Consider the following 15,598-nt stretch of genomic DNA (forward strand, 5'->3'; position numbering starts at 1 on the left):
GTGCCTCACGGTGTAGATCGCTGGCGCAGCACCAGGGTGCCGTCCTGCTGGGTGAAATCGAGTTGTCTCAAGGCGCTCATGCCAAGCAGCACCTCGTCGCCTTCCATGCCCGGCGCGATCAGCGCCGGCACATCGGTCAGGCGGATGTCGCCAAGCTGCAGGCTGGGCAGGCGTGTGCGCCAGCCCTGGCTGCGGCCGTTGGCGGTGTCCAGGGTGACGGGCAGCCCGCGCGGCAGGCCGAGCCGGTCGGCCAGACGCTGCGGGAGGGCTACCTGGGTGGCACCGGTGTCGAGCATGAAGGTCACCGTCTCGCCACTGATCCTGCCGTCCATCACGTAGTGACCGGCGCGATTGCCGATCAGCCGCACTTCCACATAGCCGTCGCCACGGGTCGATTGCGGCTGCGGGTTGGGGTTGTGCTGGCGGGTTTCCCAAGCGCCGAAATAGCGGGTAGCAAGCAGGATGCCCGCGCCCCAGGCGAGGAACATCATGATCTTGCCGATCCGCTTGCCCGGCACCGCGTCGTTCATTTGCCACCGAGCCAGCCACCGGCCGGCGCCGCGAAGCGCAGCACGTAGGGGCGCCCATCGCCATCGGCGCGGGCATGCTCACCGTTGTCCAGGCCGATCCAGGCGCCCTGATCGTCGAGGATCAGCGCTTCGGCCACGCCATAAGGCAGGTCGTAGCGCCGCTCCGGGGCCAGCGCGCCGGCGGCGAAGGACCAGCAGAGCTCCTGCACACCGGTTTTCGCATCGCGGCGGCAGATCTGGTGTGCCAGGCGCTCCAGGGTGAACAGCTTGTCCTTGTAGACCACGAGGTCGGAGAAATCGATCGGCAGCGCACGCTCAGCCCCCAGCTCCGGCGGCGGCAGCGCAGTGCCGCCTTCGCTGAGCATCACGCAGTTGCCATCGCACTTCCAGGTGCCGTTCTCGTTATGCACCTTGAGCAGGCCGCGGCGCTGACGCTCGGCGGCCAGCCACATCTGCTTGCCATCGGCGCTGACGGCGATGCCTTCATAGAGCGCATTGAATTCCATCAGCAGGCCGCTGGCACGCGCCTGGCGCATCAGGCTCTGCGGTAGCGGCAGCCAGCTCGGCTCGCCGACAGCGGGCAGCAGCAGCACGGCCGCATAGCCTTCGCTGACCACATAACGGTTGCCCGCCTGGTCGCAGCTGATGCCCTCGAAATCCATGGCGCCACCGCGCAATAACCCACCGATGCTGACCCGCGCGCGGGTGCCCCAGGACAGGCCGCTTTCCGGCGTGCCCGGTACCACGAAGGGTTCGGCGGTGGCCTGCCAGGCCTTGCCCGGTTGCTCATCGATCAGCAGGCGGTAAATACGGTCGTCGTCGCGGTCGGATATCGTCCACATCTCGCTGCCGCACAGCGCTAGCCCTGAAAGGTTGCCGCGGGGCATGCCTTCCACCGGGTGCTCGGCGACGAACAGCAACGAAGCCGGCGCACTGGGAGCGGCCAACGGGGCAGCCGTCTTCGGCGATTCGACCGCGGGCTGGGCGGCCATCGCCAGACCAGCCAACAGCCAGGAGCAGGCCAGCAGCCAACGCATCAGGCCAGCACCTCCGCGAGGTTACCCTTGGTTTCCAGCCAGGACTTGCGGTCGCCAGCGCGCTTCTTGGCCAGCAGCATATCCATCATCTCCAGGGTGCCCTCGGCGTCTTCCAGGGTGAGCTGCACCAGACGACGGGTATTGGGGTCCATGGTGGTTTCGCGCAGCTGCGGCGGGTTCATCTCGCCCAGGCCCTTGAATCGGGTGACCTGCGGCTTGCCGCGGCGCTTTTCGGCAACCAGGCGATCAAGGATGCCATCACGCTCACCGTCATCCAGGGCGTAGAAAATTTCCTTGCCCAGGTCGATGCGGTAGAGCGGCGGCATCGCGACGTAGACGTGGCCGGCATCCACCAGCGGGCGAAAATGACGGACGAACAAGGCGCAGATCAGCGTGGCGATGTGCAGGCCGTCGGAGTCGGCGTCGGCGAGGATGCAGACCTTGCCGTAGCGCAGTTCGCCAAGATCGGCCGAGCCTGGATCGACGCCGATGGCCACGGCGATGTTGTGCACTTCCTGGCTCGCCAGTACTTCGCCGCCATCGACTTCCCAGGTGTTGAGGATCTTCCCGCGCAGCGGCAGGATCGCCTGGAACTCCTTGTCGCGCGCCTGCTTGGCCGAACCACCGGCGGAGTCACCTTCCACCAGGAACAGCTCGGCGCGCATCGGGTCCTGGCCGGCGCAATCGGCCAGCTTGCCGGGCAGCGCCGGGCCCTGGGTAATTTTCTTGCGCTCGACCTTCTTGCCCGCCTTGAGGCGACGGCCGGCGTTGCTGATGGCCAGCTCGGCCAGTTGCAGGCCCAGCTCGGGGTGCGCATTGAGCCACAGGCTGAAGGCATCCTTGACCACGCCGGAGACGAACGCGGCAGCCTCGCGAGAGGACAGGCGCTCCTTGGTCTGGCCGGAGAACTGCGGCTCCTGCATCTTCATCGAGAGGACGAAGGCGATACGTTCCCAGACGTCTTCCGGGGCCAGCTTCACGCCGCGCGGCAGCAGGTTGCGGAATTCGCAGAACTCGCGCATCGCGTCCAGCAGGCCCTGGCGCAGGCCGTTGACGTGGGTGCCGCCCTGGGCGGTGGGAATCAGGTTGACGTAGCTTTCCTGCAGCGATTCGCCCCCCTCGGGCAGCCACAGCAGGGCCCAGTCCACCGCTTCCTTGTTGCCGGCCAGCGTGCCGCAGAACGGCTCGTCAGGCAGGCGCAGGTTTTCCGAGACCGAGTCGACCAGGTAGGAACGCAGGCCGTCCTCGAAGTGCCATTCGATGCGCTCGCCGCTGGACTTGTCCTCGAAGCTCACCAGCAGGCCCGGGCAGAGCACGGCCTTGGCCTTGAGCACATGCTTGAGGCGGCTGACGGAGAACTTGTGCGAGTCGAAGTACTTGGCGTCCGGCCAGAAGTGCACGCTGGTGCCGGTGTTGCGCTTGCCGACGGTGCCGACCACTTCCAGGTCGCTGGACTTGAAGCCGTCGGCGAAGGTCATGCGGTATTCGTTGCCGTCACGCTTGACCCGTACCTCGACCAGGGTCGACAGCGCGTTCACTACCGAGATACCGACGCCGTGCAGGCCGCCGGAGAACTGGTAGTTCTTGTTGGAGAACTTGCCGCCGGCATGCAGCTTGGTGAGGATCAGCTCGACACCGGGCACGCCCTCTTCGGGGTGGATATCCACCGGCATGCCGCGGCCGTCGTCGATCACTTCCAGCGAGTTGTCCTCGTGGAGGATCACCTGCACGCTCTTGGCGTGCCCGGCGAGGGCTTCGTCGACGCTGTTGTCGATGACTTCCTGGGCCAGGTGGTTGGGCCGCGAGGTGTCGGTGTACATGCCCGGGCGCTTGCGCACCGGATCGAGGCCGGAGAGAACCTCGATGGCGTCTGCGTTATAGGCGTTCTGCTGGGCCATGGGGTTCCTGCTTAATCAGTCGAAGAGGTGATGGCTTCAAAGGCGGCAAAGTCGACGTCGCGCCACTGGCTGGACGGCACGCCGGCAAAGGCCAGGAGTGCCGGCAGATGGCTGACGAAGCGCTGGAAGCTGTGGTCGCCGCCGGACTCGATGCGCAGCGCAGCAGCCCGGTAGTAGCGCTCGGCGGCGCGGTAGTCGAGGGTTTCGTCGGCGGTCTGCAGCCACACCTGGTAGCGCGAGCCGTCGGTCGGCGCCGGGACTTCCAGCTCCGCCAGCGCGGCGACGTGGTCCAGGGTCAGTTCCCAGGTCTCGCCGCTGTAGTAGTTGGTCTGCGGGCCGAGCTGACCGTCGAACAGCCGGTGCGGCGCCACGGCCGGGTTGATCAGCACGGCCTTGAGGCCATGGCGCTCGGCAAGACAAGTCGCGTAGTAGCCGCCCAGGGAGCTGCCGATCAGCAGCGGCTGGCCCAGTTCGGCGACGGCGGATTCCAGTTGCGCCATGGCCTTGCGCGGATGGTGGTGCAGTGCGGGCACGCGCACATGCTCGGCCAGATCCAGGCGCTCCATGGCGGCCGTGAACTGGCGCGCCTTCTGCGAGCCGGGCGAACTGTTGAATCCGTGGATATAGAGGAATGCGGTCATGGGCCGGGAGGCTACAAGCTGCAAGTGGCATGCCGCAAGTGGGGCAGCGTCGCAAGCTGCTCCTGGCGACGGTTCAATAACCCTTGACGCTGTAGTCGATCTCGAACGCGATGTCGGTCACCCGCGACACACCGGTCTCCACGCCCCCGTCCGACAGCAGGCGCAACCAGCGGTAGCCCGGCGCAGGGCTGTCGACGCTGAAGTCTTCGCTGCCCGGAGTGAACTGCACGCAGGTGGACGGCGAGGCCAGCAGGCGCACGTCGCCGCGCATCTTGTCGATTTCCTGGTGCACATGCCCCCAGAGCAGGCAGCGCACGTTCGGGTAGCGGTCCAGCACGGCGAAGAGCTTTTCCGGGTTGTAGATGCCGATGCGGTCCATCCACTGGCTGCCGATGGGCACCGGGTGGTGATGGAAGCTGATCAGCAGGTGCTTGTCCGGCGCGGCCTGGATGGCGCGCTCGAGCAACGCGGCCTGTTCATCGGTCACCTGCCCCGGCACCGCGCCGGGGATGGTGGAATCCAGCAGGATCACTCGCCAGGCGCCCAGGTCGATCACCGGATCGAGCAGATCGGTGCCGGCGGCGGCTTCGCGCATCGGCTCCATTTCGTCGTGATTGCCGGGGAACCAGCGGGTCGCGGCAGCGATCGGCGCGGTAATCGCGCGGAAGCGCTGGTAGGACTCGACCGAGCCATCCTGGGAGAGATCACCCGTGGCCAGCACCAGGTCGATCACCGGTTGCTCCTCGCCGACCAGGCGCACGACCTGAGTCAGGCTGTCGGCGGTGTCCATGCCCAGCAGCCGGCCGTTCTCTTGCGCGAACAGGTGGCTGTCGGAAAGCTGGACGACCAGGACGGAATCTGAAGCGGTGGGCTGGGGCAATGCGCCTTCTCCTGTGAGGCGGGCGTGCGGGAATTCGTGACGAAGTATGGTGACAGGCGCCCCCCTGAGCAAACCGGGAAAGCGTCACAGATCACAGTTAGGGACACGAGTCGGCGATGGGCGGGCAGGATATCATGGCGCCACTATGCCACATCGCCATCACTGCGATTTCAGCGTTGCAGCACCGGCTCCAGCTCATGGCCGCAGGACAGGCAATGACTCAGCCATTCGCCGAGGAACTGGTTGAGCTGGTTCTTCTCGTCCGGCTGGTGCATCGCCTGGTTCGGGTAGGGGTAGATCGCCAGCAGGCGGCGCGCCTGCTCAGCGCCAACCACTTCGGCCATGCGCGCGTCGTGGTACACCCGCACTTCCAACTTGGGCGCGGGCAGCCAGGGCAGCCCCAGCTCCTGGCGCACTTGCAGAACCGTGGTGTACGGGCAGGCTTCGAGCACGTCCAGCGCCAGCACGCCGAGCAGCCGCTCGCCTTCGCTGAGCGCCACGCGGCGCGAGACCTGGGCTTCGCGCATTTCCGGCAACAGGCGCATCAGGCGCAAGTAGTTCGCCTCGCAGGTCGCCTGCAGACCCGCCAGGTCGACGCGATAGCGCTCGCGCAGCAGATTCACACCCATAGCCCCCTTACCTCGGCGCGGTTGAGCGCCAGCCATTGCAGGGCGAGCATGCTCGCCGCGTTGTTGATACGGCCGTCACGCACGGCCTGCAGTGCTTCCTCGAACGGCATGACGTGGACGCGGATGTCCTCGCCCTCCTCCTCCAGCCCGTGGATGCCCGAGGCGTTGCTGCTGTCGCAGCGGCCGACGAACAGGTGCACCAGCTCGTTGCTGCCGCCGGGCGACGGCAGGTACTGGGCGATCGGCCAGAGCGCACCGAGGGTCAAGCCAGCTTCTTCCACCGCTTCGCGGCGGGCGACCTCTTCGGGCTCCTCGTCCTTGTCGATCAGCCCGGCGACCAGCTCCATCAGCCAGGGATTGACCCCGGCGTCCATGGCGCCGACGCGGAACTGCTCGATCAGCACCACTTCATCGCGTTGCGGATCGTAGGGCAGCACGCACACGGCATCGTGGCGCACGAACAACTCGCGCTTGAGCACCGGGCCCATGCCACCCGCGAACTGGCGGTGCCGCAGGTGCAGGCGGTCGACCTTGTAGAAGCCCTTGAAGCACTGCTCGCGCTTCTGGATCTCGATGTCCTGGGGGCCTGGCTTGAACGTTTCCGACATCCCGTTCCTACTCCCGTTCCTACTGACAGTGCGTTGAACTTCGCGCCATCCTATCGCGCCGCCGAGAGCGACGCAGCCTCTTTCGCGGGCAGTCGGACGGCCAGAATGGCTGTGACCGCCGCACGCAGCCGGGGTTCGCAAAGTGGTTCATAATCCACCGCCGAACCGGCAGCGCCGATGGCGGTCGAACCACTCCATTGCCGGCGAACGTCAACGACAAGGAATCCCATGCGACTTCTGAAACTAGCAGCCCTGTGCGGCATCAGCCTGTTACTGGGGGCATGCCAGGGCCTGTTCAAGCCCGCGCTCGACGAACCGCTGGCCGCGCAACACATCGCTTTCGAGCACCCCAAGCCGGGTTGCCAGGGCGAACAATGCCCACTGTTCAACCTCGACACCGTCCAATTCGACGACGAGCCGGCGCTCAACGAAGCGATCAACGCCCAACTGCTGCAACTGGCCCGCGAGGGCGAAGGCGCCGCGCCGGCCAACCTGGAACTGTACGAGAAACGCTTCCTGGATTCGGCCCAGCCTGGCTGGAGCTCCTACCTGCAAGCGAAGATCCGCGAGCAGCATGACGGTCTGGTGATCATCGAGCTGTCCAGCTATCGCTTCACCGGCGGCGAGTACGGCCAGCCCGGCCGCGCGTTCATCAATTATGATCGACGGATCCACAAGGTGCTCGCCCTGCAGGACATTCTTCTGCCCGGCCAGGAGGACAACTTCTGGAAGGTGGCGCGCATGGCGCACCAGGCGTGGATCCTGCAGAACAAGCTGGACGAACAGGACCCGAACTTCTCCAGGGACTGGCCGTTCCAGCCGACCCCGCATTTCGCCCTGACCTACGGCGCGCTGACGCTCAAGTACGACATCGACCGCATCGCCCCGCACTCGGTCGGGCACCCCGAGCTGAAGATTCCCTATCCGCGCCTGAATGGCATCGTGAAAACCTATTACTTCCCGGGGCGTGGGGCGCAGTAGATAAGGTTCACAGCGGCCGGTAGCCAATCGCGGACGGAGTCCGCTCCTACGCCACGTTTCAGCACGTGCGCAGGAACGGACTCATCCGCGATCTGCCGACAAGGCCGGCATTGGGCGTGTTCGCGAGCAAGCTCGCTCCTACAGGCTCGGCGCCGATGCAACGGCTTTTGTAGGAGCGAGCTTGCTCGCGAACCGCATCACGCAGAAGCCGGCACCTTCGTGCCAACCCGCCCCAGCAGCAGTTGCAGCACACCGGCCACCGCCAGCGCCGGCAGGGTCGCGCCCAGGTCCGGCTGGTAGTTCGCCAGCAGGTGATAGACCACCACACCACCAGCCCAGGCCAGCAGCGAACCCCAGCGCAGGCCATGGGGAATCGCGGCCGGCGCGCGGCGGCGAAGCACGAAGTGGTCGATCAGCACCACGCCGAACAACGGCGCGAACACCGAGCCGATCAGCAGCAGGAAGTTCTGGTACTGCGCCAGCGGCGCGAACCAGGCGATCAGGGTGCAGATCACGCCGATGGCCAGGGCCAGTAGTTCGACCTTGAGCGGCAGCAGAATGCCGCTGGACACCGCCGCCGAGTGGATATCGGCGAAGGCCTTCTCCGACTCGTCGAGCAGGATCAGCAGCAGCGGGATGCCCATGCCGGCGCCGGCCAGCGCCAGTAGCAGCGCATTGGCGTCGCTGCCCTGGGCGAACGCCAGGGTGTAGGCCACGCCCAGCCCCATCAGCCAGAAGCAGCCGATGAAGAAGCCCAGCGCCGCACCGGTGAAGGTATGCCCGGCGCGCTTGCCGAAGCGCGAGTAGTCGGCAATCAGCGGCAGCCAGGAGAGCGGCATGGCGATGGCAATGTCGAAGCCCACGGCGAAGGACAGCGAGCCGTCACCAGCCTTGGCCCAGAGCGCAGCCAGGTCGGCACGCTGGAACAGGTCGAAGGTCAGCCAGACGCACGCGGCGAGCAGCAGCCAGATGCCCCAGCGGCGCAACACGCGGCGCACGAACGCCAGCGGGCCGGCGACCGCCAGCAGGGTCGCCAGCGCGCCGAATACCAGGGTCCAGAGGGCCGGGCTGGTCCACGCGCCGCCGTCACCCAAGGCACGGGCCGCCAGCACGCTGGCGGCATCGCGCATGACGATGATCTCGAAGGCGCCCCAGCCGATCAGCTGCATCAGGTTCAGCAGCGCGGGCAGCGCGGCGCCGTGGCTGCCCAGGCTGAGCTTGAGCGAGGCCATGGCGGACAAGCCGGTATCGGTGCCGATCACCCCGGCGCTGGCCAACAGCAGCACGCCGACCAGGGTGCCGAGCAGGATCGCGCCCAGCGCACCGGCCAGGCCCAGGCCCGGCGCGAGCAGTGCGCCGGTCTGCAGCACCATCAGGCCGATGCCCAGGGAGAACCAGAGGGAGAACAGGTCGCGCAGACCGAGCACGCGCTGGGCGCTGCCCACGGCGGAAGTCGGTGAATAGTCGATGGCGGTAGTGGTCACGATGCGTGCAGGGCTCGAAGGTTGGATTGGATTTTTTTGTTTTTCGTAGGAGCGAGCTTGCTCGCGAACCGTGCCATCCGGCGACTCGGCTGCCGGGCGGTTCGCGAGCAAGCTCGCTCCTACAGGTTTGCCCACCCTAGCGATAAGGGCAGGCGCTGGCTTACACCTGTTTGTAGATCACCGAACCTTCGTCCTTGAAGCGCGCGGCCTGTTCCTGGAAGCCGGCCTCGATGGCCTTCTGCTCGTCGGTCAGGCCGTTCACCTTGGCGTAGTCGCGGACTTCCTGGGTGATCTTCATGGAGCAGAACTTCGGCCCGCACATGGAGCAGAAATGCGCGACCTTGGCCGAATCCTTGGGCAGGGTCTCGTCGTGGAAGGCACGGGCGGTGTCCGGGTCCAGGCCGAGGTTGAACTGGTCTTCCCAGCGGAACTCGAAGCGGGCCTTGGACAGCGCGTTGTCGCGGATCTGCGCGCCGGGGTGGCCCTTGGCGAGGTCGGCGGCATGCGCGGCGATCTTGTAGGTGATGATGCCGGTCTTCACGTCATCCTTGTTCGGCAGGCCCAGGTGCTCCTTGGGCGTGACGTAGCAGAGCATGGCGCAGCCGAACCAGCCGATCATCGCCGCGCCGATACCGGAGGTGATGTGGTCGTAGCCCGGCGCGATGTCGGTGGTCAGCGGGCCGAGGGTGTAGAACGGCGCTTCGTCGCAGCACTCCAGCTGCTTGTCCATGTTCTCCTTGATCAGGTGCATCGGCACGTGGCCGGGGCCCTCGATCAGCACCTGGACGTCATGCTTCCAGGCGATCCGGGTCAGCTCGCCGAGGGTCTCCAGCTCGCCGAACTGTGCGGCGTCGTTGGCGTCGGCCACCGAGCCCGGACGCAGGCCATCGCCCAGCGAGAAGCTGACGTCGTAGGCCTTCATGATTTCGCAGATGTCTTCGAAGTGCGTGTAGAGGAAATTCTCCTGGTGATGCGCCAGGCACCACTTGGCCATGATCGAGCCGCCACGGGAGACGATCCCAGTGACGCGCTTGGCGGTCAGCGGTACGTAACGCAGCAGCACGCCGGCGTGGATGGTGAAGTAGTCCACGCCCTGCTCGGCCTGTTCGATCAGGGTGTCGCGGAAGATTTCCCAGGTCAGGTCCTCGGCGACGCCATTGACCTTCTCCAGCGCCTGGTAGATCGGCACGGTGCCGATGGGTACCGGGCTGTTGCGCAGAATCCACTCGCGGGTCTCGTGGATGTGCTTGCCGGTGGACAGGTCCATCACCGTGTCGGCGCCCCAGCGGATGCCCCAGGTGAGCTTCTCCACCTCTTCCTCGATGGAAGAACCCAGCGCGCTGTTGCCGATGTTGCCGTTGACCTTCACCAGGAAGTTGCGGCCGATGATCATCGGTTCCAGTTCGGTGTGGTTGATGTTCGCCGGGATGATCGCGCGGCCGCGGGCCACTTCGTCACGAACGAACTCGGCGGTGATTTCCTTCTGGATACTGGCGCCGAAGCTCTGGCCCGGATGCTGCGCGTCGAGCAGGCCGGCGGCGCGGGCCTCCTGCAGTTTCATGTTCTCGCGGATGGCGATGTATTCCATCTCTGGCGTGATGATGCCCTGGCGCGCGTAGTGCATCTGCGTAACGTTGCCGCCGGCCTTGGCGCGGCGCGGGGTGCGCACGTGGGCGAAGCGCAGGGCATCGAGGCTGGCGTCGGCCAGGCGCGACTGGCCGAACTCGGAGGTCAGGCCGGGAAGGATTTCAGTGTCGCCACGCTCGTCGATCCAGCGCGAACGCACGTCCGGCAGGCCCTTGCGCAGGTCAATGTGGACGTCCGGGTCGGTGTAGGGGCCGGAAGTGTCGTAGACCATCACCGGGGCGTTCTTCTCGCCACCGAAGGCGGTCGGGGTGTCGGCGAGCGAGATTTCCCGCACGGGGACGCGGATGTCCGGGCGCGAGCCGGTCAGGTAGACCTTCTTCGAATTCGGAAAGGGCTGGGTCGACTGGCGGTCCAGCTGTTCAAGGCGGGTGACGTTGTTTTTCTGGGTGCTCATCCTGGCTCTCCTGGGGTTGATTGCCGGGGAGAACCTGGGACGAGAGGAGCTGCTTGCTGCAGCGAAGGAGCGCATCCCGAGAAGGGCTGGGGCCGGGGCGGAATGCGCCGCGGGATGCGTACTTCTTGTTCCCTACGCGGGTGCTAACCCGATCAGGTTCAACGGGATCCGGAATTATCCGATCTCAGCCCCTCACGATGGGGCACCCCGACAAGAACGCCCGCAGTCTAATCAAGTGCGCGGGGATAAGCCAACGCCGCCCGGCCGAAACGCGCAATTGCCTACACGCAACTACACTCCAGCCTCGGAAGGCTCGTACGAACGCGCCTTGACCGCCACCGGCGGCAACCGTAGCCTTGCCTCACCTCGCATCACTTTCCAGGATGAACGAATGCTGCGCAGACTCTCTCTGGCTGTCGCTGTAGCCGCAACGACAGGCTTTGCCTGGGCTGCACAGCCCGCTCCGGCCGCACCCTCTCTGCCCACCAAGACGGACCTGATCAGCGTCTATAAAGATGCCGTCGACAATAACGCCGACCTCGCCGCCGCCCAGGCCGACTATATGGCGCGCAAGGAAGCCGTGCCCCAGGCGCGCTCCGGCCTGCTGCCGCAGATCAACGCCGGCGCCAGCACAGGCAACACGCGCACGTCGCTGGACACCCCCAGCGCCACGCTGAACCGCAACACCCAGCTGGTACAGGCGACCCTGAGCCAGCCGCTGTTCCGAGCCGACCGCTGGTTCCAGCTCAAGGCGGCGGAAAACACCACCGAACAGGCCCAGCTGGAATTCTCCGCGACCCAGCAGCAACTGATCCTGCAGACCGCGCAGAACTACTTCGGCGTGCTCCGCGCCCAGGACAACCTGGCCGCCAGCAAGGCCGAGGAAGCGGCGTTCAAGCGCCAGCTCGACCAGTCCAACGAACGCTTCGACGTCGGCCTGTCCGACAAGACCGATGTGCTCGAATCCCAGGCCAGCTACGACACCGCGCGGGCCAACCGCCTGGTGGCCGAGCAGCAGGTGGATGACGCCTTCCAGGCCCTGGTGACCCTGACCAACCGCGAGTACAGCTCGATCGAGGGCATCCTCCACTCGCTGCCGGTCGTGGCGCCCGTCCCCAACGACGCCAAGGCCTGGGTAGACACCTCGGTGCAGCAGAACCTGCGCCTGCAGGCCAGCAACTACGCGGTCGACGCCGCCGAAGAGACCCTGCGCCAGCGCAAGGCCGGCCACCTGCCGACCGTCGACGCCGTGGCCCAGTACCAGAAGGGCGACAACGACGCCCTGGGCTTCGCCAACTCCGGCATACCGGGCGACCCGCACTACGGCAAATACGTCGACCAGACCAGCATCGGCGTGCAACTGAACGTGCCGATCTACAGCGGTGGCCTGACCAGCTCCCAGGTCCGCGAGGCCTACCAGCGCCTGAACCAGAGCGAGCAGCTGCGTGAAAGCGAGCGCCGCCAGGTGGTCCAGGACGCCCGCAACCAGCACCGCGCGGTGAACACCGACGTGGAGCAGGTGAAGGCGCGTCGCCAGGCGATCATCTCCAACCAGAGCTCGCTGGAAGCTACCGAGATCGGTTACCAGGTCGGTACCCGCAACATCGTCGACGTACTGGACGCCCAGCGCTCGCTGTACAACTCGGTGCGTGATTACAACAACACCCGCTACGACTACATCCTCGACAACCTGAGCCTCAAGCAGACCGCCGGCACCCTCGCGCCGAGCGACCTGGAGGCACTGGGCGCCTACCTGAAGCCGGACTACAACCCGGACAAGGACTTCCTGCCGCCGGACCTGGCCAAGGCCGCCGAAGCGCAGCTCAAGGCTGGCGCCAAGTACTGATCCAGCCCCATGAAAAAGCCCCGCGATTGCGGGGCTTTTTCTTTGGTCACGCTGGTGGCCCGGCGTAAAGCGAACCCAATCGCGGACAGAGTCCGCTCCTACGTTCAGGTCAGGCGTAGGAGCGGACTCCGTCCGCGATCGCTCAACGCAACGCCAGAAACCACTCAGCAGCATGGCGACGTAGGGCGCATAACCTGGAACAGGTTATCCGCCAGTCCCGACCTTGCTCATGCCGAGGGCTCGGCGTAAAGCGAATCCAATCGCGGACGAAGTCCGCTCCTACGTTCAGGCTGGGCGTAGGAGCGGACTCCGTCCGCGATCGCTCAACGTCAACGCCGAAACCTCACCCGTGGCTCAATCACGGTAACCCGGCGACACCCGATCCAGCATCCTCAGCAAAGCCGACCACGCCAGGTCATAACCATCCGGGTCGCTCAGTTCCCCTTCCGCCAGCGGGCGCGCCGGGGCGTTGAATTGCTGCTCGGTATGCCGGCAAACCTCGTCCGGCGGAATCACCAGCTCGCCACCCGCCTGGGCCGCCAGCTGGATGTCGCAGGCCTTCTCCAGGTAGTACATGCGCAGGAACGCCTGCTGCACCGTCTGGCCCACGGTCAGCAGACCGTGGTTGCGCAGCAGCAGGCCGAAGTGGTCGCCCAGGTCGCGCACCAGGCGCTCCTGCTCGTCCATCGACAGGGCGATGCCTTCGTAGTCGTGGTAGCCGAGCCGTCCGTAGAACTCCAGGGAGATCTGGTTCAGCGGCAGCAACCCGCAGGCCTGCGCCGCCACCGCACAACCCGCGCGGGTGTGGGTATGCAGCACGCACTGAGCATCTTCGCGGGCGCCGTGAATGGCGCTGTGGATCACGAAGCCGGCCGGGTTGACCTTGTACGGCGACGGCCCCACGGCATGGCCGCTGAGGTCGATCTTCACCAGGCTGGAGGCGGTGATCTCGTCGAACATCAGGCCGTAGGGGTTGATCAGGAAATGGTGTTCGGGACCGGGAATGCGCACCGAGATGTGGGTGAAGATCAGGTCGGTCATGCGGTAGTGCGCGATCAGCCGGTAGCAGGCCGCCAGCTCCTCGCGCAGCTTCCATTCCTCGGGCGAACAAGTGGCGCGACTGGGCGCCTGCAGCGACGTCATGGTGCACTTCTCCTCAAGGCAAAAGATGCCGGGGCAAAAGCCCCGGCATCTGGATCATTGGGCGGCCCAGGCGTTGAAGCGCTCTTCCAGCTCCTCGCCGTGGTCGACCCAGAACTCATCGTCCATCGCCAGGCCCTGGGGCAGATTCTGCGTGGAGGTCGGCACCCAGCCGGCGAGGTCGGCCGGCAGGCGTTCGGCGGCCTGAATGTTGGTCGGACCATACGCAATGTGTTTCACGTAGTCGACCTGGGCATCGGGCTGGTTGGCGAAGGCGATGAAGCGCTTCGCCTCATCGACGTGCTGCGAGCCCTTGATGATCGCCCAGTAATCCATGCCGTACAGGCTGCCCGGCCAGACCAGCTGCAGGTTGCGTCCGCCCTTGTAGGCATCGGCGATGCGCCCGGTGTAGGTGGTGGTCATCACCACGTCACCGGCGGCCAGCCACTGCGCCGGTTGCGCGCCGGCTTCCCACCACTGCACGTAGGGCTTGATCTGGTTGAGCTTGGCGAAGGCGCGGTCGACGCCAGCCTTGGTGCCCAGTTCCTTGTAGACGTCCGCCGGCTTCACGCCGTCGGCCATCAGGGCGAATTCCAGGTTGTAGATCGCGCGTTTGCGCAGGCCGCGCTTGCCAGGGAATTTCTTCACGTCCCAGAAATCCGTCCAGGACTGCGGCGCCGGCTTGAGCTTGTCGGCGTCATAGGCGATAGCCACGCCCCACACCAGGGCGGCTGAGCCGCAGTCCTTGGCGGCATTGGCGATCAGCTGGTCCTTGCCACCGATCTGCTGCCAGTCCAGCGGCACGAACAGGCCTTCGTCGCAGCCACGAGCCAGGTCCGGGCCCTCGATCTGCACCACGTCCCAGTCGGCGTGGCCGGTATCGGCCATCACCTTGATCCGCGCCATCTCGCCGTTGTATTCGCTCTGGGTCACGCCGACCCCGGACTGCTTGCTGAAAGGCTGGAAGAAGGCCGCGTCCTGCGCCTTCTGGCCAGCGCCGCCGTAACCGACCACCACCATGTTCTCGGCGGCCTGGGCGGCGCCGCAGCACAGCCCGAGGGCGACCAGCAGCGGTGAGACGGCGGACTTGAGGAAGGAGCGCTTGTGGAAGTTGTTGCGGTGGACAGTCATCGAGCATACCCCCGGTCGTAGGTGGCAGCGGGCGCGGCCGGAATGGCCGCACGCACGCAGGACGGGCGCGCCGGAACCACGGTGCAAGAAAGACAGGGCAGAGATGAATCGATTGCCAGCGGGTGAACCCGCCAGGCGAGGGGGGACCGTACGGAACGGTTCATGCGCCTCTCCTCTTGTAGTTGTTGTGGAGCACGTCGCGGTGACCCCGGAGGCGTCCGGGGCGGAACTGAAACTACCCAGTCACTTTTAAAAAAACAAGTTGATTTTTTACTGGCGGTAAATTTTTATAACAACAACTTAAACGCACTTGCCTAGACAACATTGCCCGTTTCAGGAGAAGCCGCCGTGCCCCAGGTCCGTCACTTCCAGCAATCCGCCCTGCAATTCCAGCCCTACAGTGGGCAAGACATCGAACGTGCCGCCATCTGCCGGCTGATCGGCCCGACGGACAGCGAGACCATGGGCGCTGGCCTCGCCCGCTTCGACGGCGTTTCCATCGAATGGACGGTGCTCTACGACGAGCTGATCGTGGTGCTGGAAGGCAACTTCCGCCTGCGCCTGGCCGACCAGGTGATCGACGCCAAACCGGGCGACGTGATCTGGGTCCCCGAACGCACGCCGCTGGCCTACGAAGGCGAGAAAGCCTGCGTGTTCTACGCGCTCTATCCGGTGGACTGGCAGGCGCGCAACGCTTGAGTCCGCCCCGGCCGCCCGACGCGGCCGCATCCCAAGATCCAGGCTGCACCACA

Annotated in this window: 14 protein-coding genes and 1 riboswitch; of the genes, 3 read left to right on the forward strand and 11 right to left on the reverse strand. The window is 65.9% G+C overall.

Going from position 1 to position 15,598, the window contains the following annotated elements:
- Positions 1 to 5 precede the first annotated feature (5 nt).
- From CTR55_RS23210 to CTR55_RS23240, 7 genes are all read right to left on the reverse strand, one after another.
- Positions 6 to 530, reverse strand: coding sequence for a TIGR02281 family clan AA aspartic protease (locus CTR55_RS23210; protein ID WP_296289746.1), 525 nt, complete (start codon positions 528 to 530; stop codon positions 6 to 8).
- A complete protein-coding gene (locus CTR55_RS23215) occupies positions 527 to 1,567 on the reverse strand; it encodes an esterase-like activity of phytase family protein (RefSeq protein WP_296289748.1) in 1,041 nt (346 codons plus the stop codon). The genes CTR55_RS23210 and CTR55_RS23215 overlap by 4 nt, the downstream gene beginning before the upstream one ends.
- Complete coding sequence (gene parE / locus CTR55_RS23220) at positions 1,567 to 3,465, reverse strand: DNA topoisomerase IV subunit B (RefSeq protein WP_296289750.1); 1,899 nt, start codon at positions 3,463 to 3,465, stop codon at positions 1,567 to 1,569. The genes CTR55_RS23215 and parE overlap by 1 nt, the downstream gene beginning before the upstream one ends.
- A gap of 11 nt (positions 3,466 to 3,476) precedes the next feature.
- Complete coding sequence (locus tag CTR55_RS23225; protein WP_296289752.1) at positions 3,477 to 4,106, reverse strand: YqiA/YcfP family alpha/beta fold hydrolase; 630 nt, start codon at positions 4,104 to 4,106, stop codon at positions 3,477 to 3,479.
- A 73-nt stretch (positions 4,107 to 4,179) separates the two neighbouring features.
- Positions 4,180 to 4,986 (reverse strand): 3',5'-cyclic-AMP phosphodiesterase, encoded by an 807-nt coding sequence (cpdA, locus tag CTR55_RS23230; protein ID WP_296289753.1) that lies wholly within the window; start codon positions 4,984 to 4,986, stop codon positions 4,180 to 4,182.
- Between the two features lie 170 nt (positions 4,987 to 5,156).
- Positions 5,157 to 5,615 carry a DUF1249 domain-containing protein gene (locus CTR55_RS23235; protein ID WP_296289755.1) on the reverse strand — a complete coding sequence of 153 codons (459 nt, stop codon included), beginning with the start codon at positions 5,613 to 5,615 and terminating at the stop codon, positions 5,157 to 5,159.
- Positions 5,606 to 6,223, reverse strand: a complete 618-nt coding sequence (locus CTR55_RS23240; protein WP_017520423.1) for an NUDIX domain-containing protein — start codon at positions 6,221 to 6,223, stop codon at positions 5,606 to 5,608. Before CTR55_RS23240 ends, CTR55_RS23235 begins: the two co-directional genes overlap by 10 nt.
- A 228-nt stretch (positions 6,224 to 6,451) precedes the next feature.
- Between CTR55_RS23240 and CTR55_RS23245 the strand changes: the two genes are divergently transcribed.
- Complete coding sequence (locus CTR55_RS23245; protein WP_296289757.1) at positions 6,452 to 7,204, forward strand: RsiV family protein; 753 nt, start codon at positions 6,452 to 6,454, stop codon at positions 7,202 to 7,204.
- A 197-nt stretch (positions 7,205 to 7,401) separates the two neighbouring features.
- On the opposite strand, the gene cytX is transcribed toward CTR55_RS23245, so the two are convergent.
- Positions 7,402 to 8,688, reverse strand: coding sequence for a putative hydroxymethylpyrimidine transporter CytX (gene cytX, locus CTR55_RS23250; protein WP_296289758.1), 1,287 nt, complete (start codon positions 8,686 to 8,688; stop codon positions 7,402 to 7,404).
- 160 nt (positions 8,689 to 8,848) lie between these two features.
- Positions 8,849 to 10,729 (reverse strand): phosphomethylpyrimidine synthase ThiC, encoded by a 1,881-nt coding sequence (gene thiC, locus CTR55_RS23255; RefSeq protein ID WP_296289760.1) that lies wholly within the window; start codon positions 10,727 to 10,729, stop codon positions 8,849 to 8,851.
- A gap of 112 nt (positions 10,730 to 10,841) precedes the next feature.
- Positions 10,842 to 10,949, reverse strand: a riboswitch (TPP riboswitch).
- A gap of 171 nt (positions 10,950 to 11,120) precedes the next feature.
- On the opposite strand from thiC, the gene CTR55_RS23260 reads away from it, so the two are divergent.
- Complete coding sequence (locus tag CTR55_RS23260; protein ID WP_296289763.1) at positions 11,121 to 12,575, forward strand: TolC family outer membrane protein; 1,455 nt, start codon at positions 11,121 to 11,123, stop codon at positions 12,573 to 12,575.
- Between the two features lie 354 nt (positions 12,576 to 12,929).
- Here CTR55_RS23260 and CTR55_RS23265 read toward each other — a convergent pair whose 3' ends face one another.
- Both CTR55_RS23265 and CTR55_RS23270 read right to left on the reverse strand, forming a co-directional pair.
- Positions 12,930 to 13,718 carry a class II aldolase/adducin family protein gene (locus tag CTR55_RS23265; RefSeq protein ID WP_296289765.1) on the reverse strand — a complete coding sequence of 263 codons (789 nt, stop codon included), beginning with the start codon at positions 13,716 to 13,718 and terminating at the stop codon, positions 12,930 to 12,932.
- Between the two features lie 54 nt (positions 13,719 to 13,772).
- The gene (locus CTR55_RS23270; RefSeq protein ID WP_296289767.1) at positions 13,773 to 14,846 is read right to left on the reverse strand and encodes an ABC transporter substrate-binding protein; all 1,074 of its coding nucleotides are present in this window, start codon (positions 14,844 to 14,846) and stop codon (positions 13,773 to 13,775) included.
- A 348-nt stretch (positions 14,847 to 15,194) separates the two neighbouring features.
- On the opposite strand from CTR55_RS23270, the gene CTR55_RS23275 reads away from it, so the two are divergent.
- The gene (locus CTR55_RS23275; protein WP_296289769.1) at positions 15,195 to 15,545 is read left to right on the forward strand and encodes a cupin domain-containing protein; all 351 of its coding nucleotides are present in this window, start codon (positions 15,195 to 15,197) and stop codon (positions 15,543 to 15,545) included.
- The last annotated feature ends 53 nt before the right edge of the window (positions 15,546 to 15,598 follow it).

It is taken from the genome of Pseudomonas sp., assembly GCF_002796985.1.
Lineage (GTDB): Bacteria > Pseudomonadota > Gammaproteobacteria > Pseudomonadales > Pseudomonadaceae > Pseudomonas.